This is a genomic window from Amycolatopsis sp. NBRC 101858 (assembly GCF_030269325.1).
In the GTDB taxonomy this organism is placed as follows: Bacteria; Actinomycetota; Actinomycetes; order Mycobacteriales; family Pseudonocardiaceae; genus Amycolatopsis; species Amycolatopsis ponsaeliensis.
Genome location: NZ_BSTD01000003.1, coordinates 242,776 through 256,250, shown reverse-complemented (window position 1 = coordinate 256,250; position 13,475 = coordinate 242,776). Strand labels below are relative to the sequence as shown.

The following is a 13,475-nucleotide window of genomic DNA, read 5'->3' as shown; positions in this document are numbered from 1 at the left end:
GCCCGGTCAGACCTTGTCGAGCAGGGCGTGGAGGTGCAGCGCGAGCTGCACCTCCAGGGTGCGGGGCGCCTTTCGCCAGTCGTCGCCGAGCAGGGCGGTGATCCGCTCCAGCCGCCGGTACAGCGTGTTCGGGTGCACGTGCAGCTCCGCGGCGGCCCGGCGGTGGTTCTGCCCGATCGTGAGGAACGTGGTGAGGGTGGGGGCGAGATCGGTGCCGTGGCCCTGGTCGTGGTCGAGCAGCGGGCCCACCGTGTCGGCCACGAAGGCCCGGATCTCGCCTCGCCCGGCGGTGCTGAACAGGGACCGGTAGACCCCGAGCTCGCCGGCGAGCACGCACTCTCCCGGCCGGCCCAGCGCCTCGAGCACGGCGACGGTCTGTCGCGCGGCCTCGACACCGGCCCGCGCGCCCGCCACCCCGCCCGACGCCGCGCTGATCCCCACGGTCGGCGCCGGCGCGGAGGCGGTCAGCTTGGCGACCGCCGCCCGCACGCCGTCGGTGGTGGCCCCGGTCAGCAACGCCACGGCCGTGCCCGAGTACACCGCGCTCCAGCCGCCCAACGCGTCCGCCACCTGCTGGGCCAGCGCCGCGACGGCCCGGGTGTCCCCGCCGAGGTCGAACGCCGCCACCGCGGTGAGCCCGTCGAACCCGACACCCGCGCTCACCGCGCGCCGCAGGATCGTGTCCTCCGGCTGCTCCGTGGACATCAGCGCGCCCAGCAGCTCGCCCCTGGTCCGCCGGTCGGCCTCGTAGATGGACATCTGGGTGGCGACGTACACGGCCAGCGAGGTGGCCGTGACCGCCGACAATCCCGCGACGTCGTCGACGCCTTCCTCGGGTGTCACCGTCGCCACGACGCAGCCGGTGTAGCCGGTGCTCAGCCCGATCGCGGTGACGACCACGGGCCCGCGCGGGCCGTCCACGCACAGCTGCGCAGACTGGCTGGCCGCGATCGCCGCCCCGGTCACCCCGCCGGTGAGGGTGGCCAGCTCCAGCCCGGGATCGCCGTCGAGCAGCACGTCCTCGCGGTCGAACGCCGCGACCGTGCCGCGGACCGAGCGGCGCAGCTCGCGCAGGAAGTCGGCGAACCGGCCGCCCTCGATCAGCTGCCTGCTCTGGCGGTCACGCAGGTCGTTGACCGCCTGACGGGACTCGACTGTGCGGCGCAGCGACGTGTTGGCCTGCTCCAGTTCGCTGACCGCGTCGCGGTACTGCTCGAACAGCCGCGCGTTGGACATGGCGACGGCCGCGTGTGAGGCGAGCCGGGCGGCCAGCTCGACGTCGTGCGGCCCGAACCGGCGCCGGCCGCGGGCCGCCGCGCACAGCACTCCGGTGGTGGTGCCGCCGGCGAGCAGCGGCACGGCGAGCAGCCCGCCGAGGTGCTCGCCGTCCGCCGCCAGATCCGCCGCCTCGTCGTGTGGGAAGGCCGGGTCGGCGAGACAGTCTTCGCTGGTCCAGGGGCTTCCGGTGCGCAGTACCTCACCGGCCAGCCCGGTGCCGCGCGGCAGCACGATGCCGCGCAGCCCGGTCCCGTACGCCCCGGAGACGACCTCGGTCCGCAGCGTGTCGTCCGGCTGCACGAGCATCAGGTACGCCACGTCGACGGCCAGCAGCCTGCGGGCCTGGCCGGCGACCTCTTCCAGGACATCGCCGGGTTCCCGCAGGGTGGTGAGCCGGCGGGCCAGGTCGTCCAGCACCGTCAGCTCGTCGATGTAGCGCTGGTGGGCCGCGAGCCTGCGCTGGATCCGGTGGGCCCGCTCGGCGTCGTCCTCGACCGCGTCCTCCGCCGTCCCTCGCGCTATCAGCTCGCGCCGGAGGTCCTCGATGGCCTCGGCGGAGCCGTGTGCGTCGAGCAGGTGGAGCCAGGTGCCAGCGTCTGCGGTGGTCACTTCCCGAGTATGCCCTTTCCGGGGGAGACCTTCCACCACCCCAGGCTTCAGAACGGTGCACTTTATCCATCGTCTCGATCGCCCGGCTGTGGTGCCATGGGGAGACCCGGGCCCCAGGACAGATCACCGCTCCCACCATCCAGCAGGAGACACCGAATGAAGATCCTCATCGACGAGGGGAAGTGCGTCGCGGCCGGTCAGTGTGTCGCGGCCGCGGCGGAGGTGTTCGACCAGCGGGACGAGGACGGGATCGCCGTCCTGCTCGACGAGAACCCGCCCGCCGAGCTCGCCGACGACGTGCGCCAGGCCGCCGCCGTCTGTCCCGCGATGGCGATCACGATCGTCGAGCGAACCGGGTCGATTCCCACCGCCACCGTCGCCGAGTGAGCTGGAGACACCGATGACCGAGACCGCAAGCGGCGCCACCGAGACCGCCGGCGACCTCCCCGAGTTCCCGTCCTCGCGCTCCCGCGAGAACCCCTTCCTCCCACCGCCCGGCCTGCTGGCCCTGCACGAAACCGGCGAGTCCCTCGTGCGGGTGCGCCAGTGGGACGGCGAGACGCCGTGGATGTCCACCTCGCACGAGGTGTCCCGGCAGCTGCTCAGCAGTGACAAGCTCAGCGCCGGGATCAGCGCGCCGGGCTACCCGATCACGACGCCGTCGATGAAGGCCCACGCGCCGCACATGGAGCCGGGGCTGAACAACACCGACGGCGCCGAGCACACCCGCTGGCGGCGGATGCTCACGAACTCCTTCACCCGCAAGCGGATGGCCCTGCTGCGGCCCGAGATCCAGCAGATGACCGACGAACTCATCGACCGGATGCTCGAAGGACCGAACCCGGCCAACCTGAACGAGGCGGTGTCACTGCCCCTGCCCTCGCTCATGATCTGCGCCCTGCTCGGCGTGCCCTACGAAGACCACACCTTTTTCCAGAAGCACGCGACGGTCGTCAACTCCACGACCAAGACGGCGGAAGAGGGCGCGGCGACGAACAAGGCGCTGCGCGAGTACATCCAGGGCCTCATCGAGAAGAAGATGGACGATCCGCAGGAGGACGTCCTCACCGACCTCGGCGAGAAGATCAAGGAAGGCGTGCTGGCGATGGACGAGGCCCAGCGCCTCGGCCTGATGCTGCTGGTCGCGGGACACGACACCAGCGCGAACATGATCACCCTCGGCACCGCGTTGCTGCTGCGCAACCCGGACCAGCTGGCGGCCCTGCGGGAGAACGCGGGCGACGAGCGGTTCGTGGCCAACGCCGTCGAGGAACTGTTGCGGTACCTCACCATCGCGCACCTGCTGGCGCGGCGCGCGGTCCTGGAGGACTTCGAGATCGCCGGAGTGACCATCCGCAAGGGCGATGGCGTGATCGCGGCGCTGCCGATCGCCAACCACGATCCCGAGGCGTTCCCCGATCCCGCGCGGCTGGACCTGTCCCGGCGGGCCTCGCACCACCTCGCCTTCGGCTGGGGTCCGCACCAGTGCGTCGGCCAGCAGCTCGCCCGGATCGAGCTCCAGGTCGCGTTCGGCAGCCTGTTCACCAAGGTGCCGACGCTGTCCCTCGCGGCGGACTTCGATTCGCTGCGGTTCAAGGAAGATTCGCAGGCGTACGGGATCTACGAGCTCCCGGTGAAGTGGTGAGGCGGGTATGAGCACTCAGCGGTGGAAGCAGCGGCCCCCGGGGTCCAACTGGGGCGAGTTCGGGGACGACGACGAGCTCGGCCGGATCAACCTCCTCACGAAGCACAAGGTGCTCGAAGGGATCGCGGAAGTACAGGAGGGCCGCACGTTCGGCCTCAGCCTGCCGCTGGACCTGCCGGGCGGCTCGTCGAGCAACCAGCGGCGGTACCCGCCGGTCGTGCAGCCCACCGAGGACCTCAAGCACAACCCGGCGTCCTTCTACAACATGATCGCCCGGGAGTTCATCCACCCCGGGTTCAACGACGTGTGGTCGGACGACCAGGTCACGCTCTGGATGCAGTACTCGACGCAGTGGGACGCGCTGGCCCACCAGGGTGCGGAGTTCGACGCGGATGCCGACGGCGTGCCGGAAGCCGTGTACTACAACGGTTATCGCGCGCACGTCGACATCGTCGGCCCGGTGGAGGACGCCCGGGGCGACGGCAGCGGCAGCACGAGCGTCGCCCGCCACCTCGGCATGGAACACATGGCCGCGCACGGGGTACAGGGCCGTGGCGTGCTGATCGACCTGTCCCGCCACCTCGGGACGGCGAACCAGCCGGTGAACCTGGCGACGTTGCAGGACATCATGAACCGGGACGGCATCGTCGTGGAACCGGGCGACATGGTGCTGCTGCACACCGGCACGGACAAGCAGCTGCTGGAGTGGAACGGCAGGCCGGATCCGGCCACGGTCAACCAGATCGGCCCGTACCTCGACGGCTACGACCCGGCGGTGCTGCAGTGGATCACCGACTCGCAGCTGTCCGCGCTGATCTCGGACAACTCCGCCGTCGAGGGCGTCGGGATGGCCCGGCCGGCGCCGGACGCCGAGAACCCGGGGACGCTGCTGCCGATCCACCACCACTGCCTGTTCAAGCTCGGCGTCCCGCTGGGCGAGCTGTGGCTGCTGCAGGACCTGGCGGACTGGCTGCACGAGCACGAGCGGAGCCGGTTCCTGCTCACCGCTCCGCCGCTGCGGCTGCCGGGTACCCAGGGCAGCCCGCTCACGCCCGTCGCCACCGTCTGAGCGGCCGGCGAACCATGACGACCTTCCAGCGCGTCTGGGAGTCGGCGGTCCGCGACCACGGCGACCGTCCGTTCCTGGTGTTCCGCGCGGAGTCCGGTGTCCGGTCGGACTGGAGCTACGCGGAGTTCGACGCGGTCGTCGCCCGGACCGCCGGCGCCCTGCACGCCGCCGGCGTCCGGTCCGGCTCCGCGGTGCACGTGGTCCTGCGCAACTGCCCGGCGTTCGTGGCGTTGTGGCTGGCCGCGTCGCGGCTCGGGGCCTGGCTGGTACCGGTGGACCCGCAGTCGACGGCGAGGGACATCGCGAGCCAGGTCCGCCGGGTCGCGCCGGCGGCCGGGATCTGCGCCGCGTCGCGGGGCGCGCCGTACCGGGAGGGCGCCGCCGGGCGCGTGCCCGCGGTGATCGAGCTGGCCGAGGACGCCGCGGACACCGCCGCGGGCGGGCCGCTCGACGGCCCGGTCTTCGCGCCCGCGGTGGTGCGGCCGGACGACCGGCTGGCCGTCATGTTCACTTCCGGCACCACCTCGGCGCCCAAGGGGGTCGTGCTCACCCAGGCCGCCTACGCCACGGTGGCCCGCGTGATGGCGGAGGCCGTGGCTCTCGAGCCGCGGCACCGCTGGCACGTCACGTTGCCGCTGTTCCACGCGAACGCCCAGTACTACTGCTTCGCCCCGGCGATGGCGGCCGGCGCGAGCGTGGCGCTGAGCGCGGTGTTCAGCGCGTCCGGCTGGGTGCGGCACGCCCGCGAGCTGGGGGTGACCCACGCGAGCCTGTTCGCCGCCCCGATCCGGATGATCCTCGCCCGGGTCCCGGCGGACGAACGGCCGCTGGCGCTCGAGCACGTGTGGTTCGCGCAGAGCCTCGGCCGTGAGCACCACCGGAAGTTCGCCGACCTGGTGGGGGCCCGCCCGCGGCAGCTCTACGGCATGACCGAAACGGTGGCGATCGTGTGCGCGGACACCGGCGAGCTCGCCCGGCACGACGTCATCGGGCAGCCGGTGGCGGGCCGGCGGATCCGGCTCGAGCAGGCCGGCACCGGCGGTCCGGCGGACGCGCCGGGGGAGCTGCTCGTGCTCGGTACCCCCGGCGTCGATCTCTTCGCCGGCTACCTGGACGACGAGGCGCTCACCGCCAAGGTCTTCCGCGAAAAGACCGCCGACGGCACCTGGTTCGCCACCGGCGACCTCGTCTCCCGGGGCACGGACGGGCTGCTCCGCTTCGTCGGCCGGGTGGACGACGTGATCAAGGTGGCGGGGGAGAACGTGAGCCTCACGGAGGTCGAGGCGGTGCTCGCCCAGGCACCCGGGGTCCTGGAGGTCGCGGTGGTGTCCCGCGAGGACGCCGTCCGGGACGTCGTGCCGGTCGCCTACGTCGTCGCCAGGGACGCCGCGGCGCCGCCTTCACCCGCCGAACTCGACGAGTGGGCGGCTCGCAACCTCACGCCCGCCGCGCGCCCACGGGACTGGACGCTGATCGACGAGCTGCCGCGCACGAGCGTCGGCAAGGTGCGCCGGTTCCGGCTCGTCACCTGACGCTCCCGCCCCATCCCTCACGAGAGAAGGACTACACAGCATGTCCGAGTACGACTTCGGTGGCCACGTCGTGGTGGTCACCGGCGCGGGGCGCGGCATCGGCCGCGCCTACGCGCTGCACCTCGCCGGGCGCGGGGCCCGCGTGGTGGTGAACGACCTGGGGGGAGCCATGGACGGCTCCGGCACCGACACCGGTCCCGCCCAGCAGGTCGTCGACGAGATCGTCGCGGCAGGCGGTGAGGCCGTCGCGAACACGAGCGACGTGTCGACCCCCGAGGGCGGCCAGGCCATCGTGGACACCGCGCGGGACACGTTCGGCCGGATCGACGCGGTCGTCGCCAACGCCGGGATCATGCGCTGGCTGGAGCTGCCCGAGGCGGACCAGGCGTTCGTGCAGTCCCATCTCGACGTCCACCTGCTCGGCTCCTTCCACGTGGTCCGGGCGGCCTGGCCGCATTTCGTGGCGGCCGGCCACGGCCGGATCGTGACGACCACCTCGGTCGGGATGTTCGGGCTCGCGGGCAACCTGGCCTACGCCGCCGCGAAGTCCGGGATCATCGGCCTGACCCGCAACTTCGCCACCCAGGGTGCCGCGCACGGCATCAAGGCGAACGTCATCGCGCCCAACGCGTGGACCCGGATGGCGGGGCACCCGGACACCAGCGCCGGGGTGGGCGGGACCGGCGGGGTGGACGCGGCGGCCGCCGCGATGGCCCAGACCCTGGACCCGGCGCTGGTCGCGCCGATGGTGGGCCTGCTCGCCCACGAGAACTGCCCGGTCACCGGGGAGATCTTCGCTGCCGGCGCCCACCGGTTCAGCCGGCTCTTCCTCGGCGCCACCCCGGGCTGGCTGAGCACCGATGCTGCGCCGTCCATCGAGGACGTCGCCGCCCACCTGGACGAGATCGCCGACGAGAAGGGCTACCTCGTCCCGCAGAGCCTCGGCGACTTCACCGGCACGTTCATGGCGCACCTGCGCCCGGCAGAGTGAAGGGAAGGGGCACCGTGAGCGACACCGAGGTGGACGTCCTGATCGTCGGAGCCGGCGTAACCGGCATCAACCAGCTCTACCGGGCACGCCAGGAGGGCTTCTCGGCGCTGCTGCTGGACGAGGCCGAGGGAGTCGGCGGCACCTGGTACTGGAACCGCTATCCCGAGGCGCGCTTCGATTCCGAGTCTTACAGCTACGGCTACCTCTTTTCCCGCGAGCTGTGGGAGGAGTGGGAGTGGTCGGAGGAGTACGCGGGCCAGCCCGAGGTCGAGCGGTACTTCAACCACGTCGTCGACAAGTTCGACCTGCGTCGCGACCTGCGGCTCGGCCGGCGCGTGACCTCCGCCGTGTACGACCAGGGTGCCGGGACCTGGACGGTCACGACCGGCTCCGGCGAGGTGTACCGCTCCCGCTACGTCGTCGCCGCGACCGGCGTGCTGTCGGTGCCGTTCCGCCCGGTCGTCCCGGGCCAGGACGTGTTCCGCGGCGTGCAGTACCACACGGGGCGCTGGCCGGCGGACGCCGTGGACCTGCGGGGAAAGCGGGTCGCGCTGATCGGCACGGGCTCGTCCGGTGTGCAGCTCGTCCCGGCGCTGGCCGACGTGGTCGAGTCGCTGACCGTGTACCAGCGGACCCCGGACTGGTGCACACCGCTGAACAACGCGCCGATCCCCGCGGCCCGGCAGGCCGAGCTCAAGCGGGACTACGAGGCGGTCAAGCACACTCTCGAGACTTCGCCGTCCGGGTTCCTGCACGAGCTGCCCAACCGCTACGCCGAGGCGGACACCGCCGAAGAGCGGGCGGTCTTCTTCGAGAAGCTGTGGAAGTCGGGCGGGTTCCGCAAGCTCAGCACGAACTACATCGACTTCCTGCACAACCCCGAGGTCAACGGCGAATGGTGTGCCTTCGTCGCGGGCAAGATCCGGGAGACCGTGCGGGACCAGGAGACCGCCGAGAAGCTGATCCCGCGTGACCACGGCTACGGCGGGCGCCGTCCGCCGTTCGGCACCGGCTACTACGAGGCCTACAACAACCCTTCGGTCCGGCTGGTTTCCCTGCGGGACACCCCCCTCGTCCAGCTGACCGAGACCGGGGTGGAGACCGCGGACGGCGTCGTCCGGGACGCGGACGTCGTCATCTGGGCGACCGGCTGGGACTTCGGGACCGGCGCGCTGAACAAGCTCGGCGTGCGCGGGCGGGCCGGGCTGGCCCTCGACGACTACTGGAAGGACGGGCCGCGCACCTACCTGGGCCTGGCCAGCGCGGGTTTCCCGAACTTCTTCTTCCCCGGCGGTCCGCACGGTTCGACCGGGAACAACCCCCGCTACAACGGCGACCAGGTGGAGTTCGTGACCGCTCTGATGGTGCACGCCAGGGAGCACGGCGCCGTGGTGGCCGAGGTCAGCGCCGCGGCCGAAGAGGAGTGGACCACGCTGATGAACGACCAGGCGGGCCGGTCGTCGTTCCTGGAGAGCAGTTACTTCTACGGCGCCAACATCCCCGGCAAGCCGCGCAAGCAGCTGCTCAACCCCACGGGACGGTCGAACATGCAGAAGGTGGCGACCGAGACCGCGGCGGCCGGCTTCCCGGTGTTCGAGTTCGGCGCACCGGCGTGACCGACTCCCTGCGACAGACCACCGACACCGACCTGCGCAAGTTCGGCAACGAGGTCATGACCGACGTCCTGCGCACGGCCTTCCCGGACGCGCCGGTGCGGGAGGCAGGCCCCGACGGCGAACCGCCGGACCGCCGCGACGGCCGGCTCGCCGACGAGATCGTCGACATCGGACTGGTCGGCATCTGGGCCCAGCTCTGGGGGCGGCCCGGGCTGTCCCGGCGGGACCGCAGCCTGGTCACCATCAGCATCCTGATCGCGCTCGGCGCGGAGCAGGAACTGAGCAGCCACGTCAAGATCGGCCTCGGCAACGGGCTGACCCGCGACGAGATCTCCGAGGTCATCTACCACGCCGCCGGGTACGCCGGCTTCCCGCGCGCGGTCGCGGCGCGCACCGCCGCACGCACCGCGCTCGGCGAGAACTGACACGGCAGACCACTCAAAGAAGAGGAACGGGCATGTCTCTCGAAGGCAGGAACGCCGTCGTCACCGGCGGCGGAAGCGGTATCGGACGCGCGAGCGCACTGGTCCTGGCGGAGCGAGGAGCAGCTGTCGCCGTGTGGGACCTCAACGGCGAAGGTGCGGAGGAGACCGTCTCGCGGATCCGCGAGGCGGGGGGCAAGGCCATCGCGATCGAGGCCGACTGCGCCAAGACGGTTCCGGTGGCCGAGGCCACCGCCCGGACGCGCGCCGAACTGGGGCCGGTCACGATCCTGGTCAACAACGCCGGGATCACCAAGTACAAGGCGTTCCTCGAACTGTCCGAAGAGGAGTGGGACGAGACGATCGAGATCGATCTCAAGGGACCGTTCCTGGTCACCAAGGCGATCATCGGCGACATGCTCGACGCCGGCTGGGGCCGGATCGTGAACATCTCCTCGTCCTCGACGCAGAGCGGGTCGCCGAACATGGCCCACTACGTCGCCGCCAAGGGCGGGATCATCGGCTTCACCAAGGCACTCGCCACCGAGTTCGCCGACAAGGGCATCACGGTGAACAACGTGCCGCCCGGCTTCGTTGACACCCCGCTGATGCGCCGCAACGTCAGCGACCCGGTCAGAGTCGCGTCGCGGATGCCGATGAAGCGGGCGGGCCGGCCGGAGGACGTCGCGTATGCCGTGGCCTACCTCGCTTCCGAGGAAGCGGCGTACGTCACCGGGCACACGCTGAGCGTCAACGGTGGACGGTTCTTCGGGTGACGCGCCTGCGGGACAAGGTCGCCGTCGTCACCGGCGGCGGCTCCGGCATCGGGAAGGCCACGGCGGTGCGCTTCGCCGCCGAGGGCGCCCGCGTGGTCGTCGTCGGCCGGAGCGCCAACGCGCTGGACGTCGCTGAGGAGATCGGGGACGCGGCGATCGGCGTGCGGGCCGACGTCGCGGACGAAGCGGCCGTCCAGCGGATGATCGGCACGACGGTCGAGACGTTCGGGCGGCTCGACGTGCTGGTGAACAACGCCGGCTTCGGCGGCGGCCTGATGCCGCTGCACGAGCAGACCACCGAGAACTTCGACCGGGTGCACGCCACGAACCTGCGCGGGGTCTTCCTGTGCATGAAGGCCGGTATCCCCGCCATGCGGCAGTCGGGCGGCGGCTCGATCGTCAACGTCTCGTCGGCGACCTCGCTGGTCGGCTACCGGCACCACAGCGTCTACGGGGCCGCGAAAGCGGGGGTGAACCAGCTGTCGGTCTCCGCGGCGCTGGACTACGCGGCGGACGGCATCCGGGTCAACGTGGTGGCGCCTGGCTCGATCTGGACCGGCCTGCACCCGCTGAGCCGAGTCCACGCCGAGCCGCCCGCGGGCATCGCCCGGCCCGCCGGCGTGCCGATGGACCGCTGGGGGCTCTCCGACGAGATCGCGAACGCCGTGCTGTTCCTCGCCAGCGACGAAGCGTCGTTCGTCACCGGCGCGGTCCTGCCGGTCGACGGCGGCTACGCGATCGGCTTCCCGGGCATGGGCAAGGTCAACCCGGGCACCGCGAGCCCGGAGTACGCGGCCGCGCGGGCGCCGGACGTTCCGAACGGATGAGAGGGGAGACCATGCCGAGGCAGGTCGTCGTCACCGGAGGCACCACCGGGATCGGCCGGGCGATCGCGGCCCGGTTCGCCGCCGCGGGTGACGCGGTCGTGATCACCGGACGGGACGCCGAGCGCACGGGCAAGGCCGCGGCCGCGATCGGGGCCGCGGGAGTGGCGTGCGACGCCGCCGATCCCGCCGCGGTGACCGCGTTCGCCGCGGGGCTCGAGGGCCAGGTCGACGTGCTGGTGAACGTCGCCGGTGGCAACCTCCGCGGTCCGTCCCCGGACGGTCCGCTCGCCGACCTCGCGGACTGGTGGACGCGATCGCTGGCGCTCAACCTGCTCGGCACGGTGCTCACCACCACGGCCGTGCTCCCGCGGATGCCGGCGGGCGGCGCGATCATCGCGACGGGTTCGGCCGCGGCGGAGTTCGCTCCGATGCCGTACTCCGCCGCGAAGGCGGCGGTGCAGTCCTGGATCTCGGGCTTGTCCTCACAGGTCGGGCCCCGCGGGATCACCGCCAACACGATCGTGCCCGGCTACGTCGCCGACACCGAGTTCTACGCCGGCACGCCGTTGCCGGACGGGATGGTCGACGGGCTGGTCGAGGCGACCCACACCAAGCGGGCCGGCACCCCGGAGGACGTCGCCGGGCTGGCGGTGTTCCTCGCCGGTCCGGACGCCCGGCACATCACCGGGCAGGTCCTGCACGTCAACGGAGGCTCGTTCACCACCCGCTGATCCACGACCGGGCGGTCAAGCCCTTTCTTGTCCGCCGTCGCGGGTACGGGCCGGAGTGCCCAGCACCTCGTCCATCCCGCCGGTCCGGCGCCAGATGTCCATCAGCTCGTGGAAAGCGGCCGGGCCCGCGGGGTAGAACTGCGGGCCGCGCCGCGGCCTGCCTTCCTGGTTGTAGTAACCCGGGGTGCATTCGGCGTCGAAGGCGAAGGTGGCCTCGGCGATCGGCGCGCCGGTGGCGATCGTGTGCTGCCACGCCTCCTCGGCCGCCGCGCTCGGTTCGACCAGGACGTCGCCGCGGCGTTCCGCCTCGGCCACGACGGCCGCGATGTGCGTGCCCTGCTCCTCCAGCGTGTGCGCGAAGTTCACCGAGTAGGTGTTCTGCGAGGTGCCCAGGTGGAAGAGGTTGGGGAAACCGCGGGAGACCCAGCCCTGGAAGGTCCGCATTCCGTCCGCCCACGCCTCGGCCAGGGCAACGCCCTGCCGGCCGCGCAGGTCGGCGCCGCGGGTGCGGGCCACGACGTCGAAGCCGACGTCGAACCCGGTCGCGAAGATGATCGCGTCCACCGGGTACTCGGTTCCGTCGACGACGATGCCCTTTTCGGTGACCTCGTCCACGCCGCGGCCGCGGGTGTCGACGAGCTCGACCCGGTCGGAGTTGAACGCCTGCAGGTACCGGTCGCTGAACGCGGGCCGCTTGCAGAACTGCCGGTACCAGGGTTGCAGGGCGGCCGCCGTCTCCGGGTCCTCGACGATGTCGGTGACGCGGGCGCGGATCTCCGCCATCTTCTGGTGGTCGGCCAGCTCCATCGCCAGCGCCGGGTCCTCCGCGCCCGCGGCCGCGGCCAGGCGGGCGGTCCCGCGCACCGGCGCGGTGTCGGTCCAGGCGTCGCCGATGAGGTCCTCTTCGGCGCCCGCGCCGTGCACGAGGGCCTGGAAGTTCTCGCGGCGTTCCTTCTGCCAGCCCGGCCGGAGCGAGGCCCACCAGCTCTCGTCGGTCGGCCCGTCGTCGCGGACGTCCACTCCGGACGGGGTCCGCTGGACCACGTAGAGGTGCCCGGCCTGCCCGGCCAGTGCCGGGACGACCTGGACCGCGGTCGCGCCCGTCCCGATCACCGCGACCCGCTTGCCGGCCAGCCGGTCCAGCCGCGGGTCGCCCGGCCCGCCGCCGGTGCAGCCGTAGTCCCAGCGGCTGGTGTGGAAGGCGTGTCCGGCGAATCGGTCGATGCCGGGGATCCCCGGCAGCCGCGGAGCCGAGAAGGGGCCACCGGAGAGCACGACGTACCGGGCGCGGAAGCTGTCGCCGCGGTCGGTGCCGATCTGCCACCGGTCCTCTTCGTCGAGCCAGCGGACGGCGGTCACCTCCGTGTGGAACAGCGTGTCCCGGTAGAGGTCGAAGTGCCGGGCGAGGGTGACCGCGTGCCGGCGGATCTCTTCGCCGGGGGAGTAGCGGCGGGTCGGCATTGCGCCGACCTCTTCCAGCAACGGCAGGTAGATGTAGGACTCGATGTCGCACGCGACGCCGGGATAGCGGTTCCAGTACCAGGTACCGCCCACGTCGCCGGCGGTGTCGATCATCCGGATCGACGCGATCCCGGACCGGCGCAGCTGCGCCGCGGTGGTGAGCCCGCCGAAGCCCGCGCCGACGACGGCGACGTCCACGTCGCCGGTCACCGGCTCCCGCGGGGTGACTGGCGACCAGGGATCCCTTGCGTAGTCCGCGAACGCGGAGCCCGGCAGGGTACTGCCGAACTGTCCGGTGCCTTCCGGGCGCAACCGGCGGTCCCGTTCGGCCCGGTAGCGGGCTCGCAAGCCCTCGAGGTCCGCCGGGTGCCAGAGCCCGTTCGTTTCACCGCTACCGTCCACAGTCTGCTCGGGCAGAGACATCGGCCGTCCATCCCGTCTCCGGCGTCATCGCCGTGGTCGAAACAGTGAACTGAAATTCGCCAAGAACCTAGACGCGGAGAGATTTCCGGTCAAGC

12 protein-coding genes are annotated in these 13,475 nt (G+C 71.9%); 10 read left to right on the top strand and 2 right to left on the bottom strand.

Going from position 1 to position 13,475, the window contains the following annotated elements; all coding sequences use genetic code 11:
* Positions 1–6: 6 nt before the first annotated feature.
* Entirely contained in the window at positions 7–1,887 is a 1,881-nt protein-coding gene (locus QSK39_RS24545) for a helix-turn-helix domain-containing protein (RefSeq protein ID WP_285480174.1), read from the bottom strand.
* A 156-nt stretch (positions 1,888–2,043) separates the two neighbouring features.
* Between QSK39_RS24545 and QSK39_RS24540 the strand changes: the two genes are divergently transcribed.
* Genes QSK39_RS24540 through QSK39_RS24495 form a run of 10 tightly spaced genes read left to right on the top strand, consistent with a single transcriptional unit; the run spans position 2,044 to position 11,496 of the window.
* Positions 2,044–2,274 carry a ferredoxin gene (locus tag QSK39_RS24540; protein ID WP_285480173.1) on the top strand — a complete coding sequence of 77 codons (231 nt, stop codon included), beginning with the start codon at positions 2,044–2,046 and terminating at the stop codon, positions 2,272–2,274.
* A 13-nt stretch (positions 2,275–2,287) separates the two neighbouring features.
* Positions 2,288–3,532 carry a cytochrome P450 gene (locus QSK39_RS24535; protein WP_285480172.1) on the top strand — a complete coding sequence of 415 codons (1,245 nt, stop codon included), beginning with the start codon at positions 2,288–2,290 and terminating at the stop codon, positions 3,530–3,532.
* A 7-nt stretch (positions 3,533–3,539) separates the two neighbouring features.
* Complete coding sequence (locus QSK39_RS24530) at positions 3,540–4,601, top strand: cyclase family protein (RefSeq protein ID WP_285480171.1); 1,062 nt, start codon at positions 3,540–3,542, stop codon at positions 4,599–4,601.
* Positions 4,602–4,615: 14 nt separating this feature from the next.
* Entirely contained in the window at positions 4,616–6,133 is a 1,518-nt protein-coding gene (locus QSK39_RS24525; protein WP_285480170.1) for a class I adenylate-forming enzyme family protein, read from the top strand.
* 40 nt (positions 6,134–6,173) lie between these two features.
* Positions 6,174–7,124, top strand: coding sequence for an SDR family NAD(P)-dependent oxidoreductase (locus tag QSK39_RS24520; protein ID WP_285480169.1), 951 nt, complete (start codon positions 6,174–6,176; stop codon positions 7,122–7,124).
* Positions 7,125–7,138: 14 nt separating this feature from the next.
* Positions 7,139–8,740, top strand: coding sequence for a flavin-containing monooxygenase (locus QSK39_RS24515; RefSeq protein ID WP_285480168.1), 1,602 nt, complete (start codon positions 7,139–7,141; stop codon positions 8,738–8,740).
* Positions 8,737–9,165, top strand: coding sequence for a carboxymuconolactone decarboxylase family protein (locus QSK39_RS24510; protein ID WP_285480167.1), 429 nt, complete (start codon positions 8,737–8,739; stop codon positions 9,163–9,165). The genes QSK39_RS24515 and QSK39_RS24510 overlap by 4 nt, the downstream gene beginning before the upstream one ends.
* Positions 9,166–9,197: 32 nt before the next feature.
* The gene (locus QSK39_RS24505) at positions 9,198–9,938 is read left to right on the top strand and encodes an SDR family NAD(P)-dependent oxidoreductase (protein ID WP_285480166.1); all 741 of its coding nucleotides are present in this window, start codon (positions 9,198–9,200) and stop codon (positions 9,936–9,938) included.
* Positions 9,935–10,765 (top strand): SDR family NAD(P)-dependent oxidoreductase, encoded by an 831-nt coding sequence (locus QSK39_RS24500; RefSeq protein WP_285480165.1) that lies wholly within the window; start codon positions 9,935–9,937, stop codon positions 10,763–10,765. The genes QSK39_RS24505 and QSK39_RS24500 overlap by 4 nt, the downstream gene beginning before the upstream one ends.
* An 11-nt stretch (positions 10,766–10,776) precedes the next feature.
* Positions 10,777–11,496, top strand: a complete 720-nt coding sequence (locus tag QSK39_RS24495; RefSeq protein ID WP_285480164.1) for an SDR family NAD(P)-dependent oxidoreductase — start codon at positions 10,777–10,779, stop codon at positions 11,494–11,496.
* A gap of 15 nt (positions 11,497–11,511) precedes the next feature.
* On the opposite strand, the gene QSK39_RS24490 is transcribed toward QSK39_RS24495, so the two are convergent.
* The gene (locus QSK39_RS24490; protein ID WP_285480163.1) at positions 11,512–13,380 is read right to left on the bottom strand and encodes a flavin-containing monooxygenase; all 1,869 of its coding nucleotides are present in this window, start codon (positions 13,378–13,380) and stop codon (positions 11,512–11,514) included.
* Positions 13,381–13,475 lie beyond the last annotated feature (95 nt).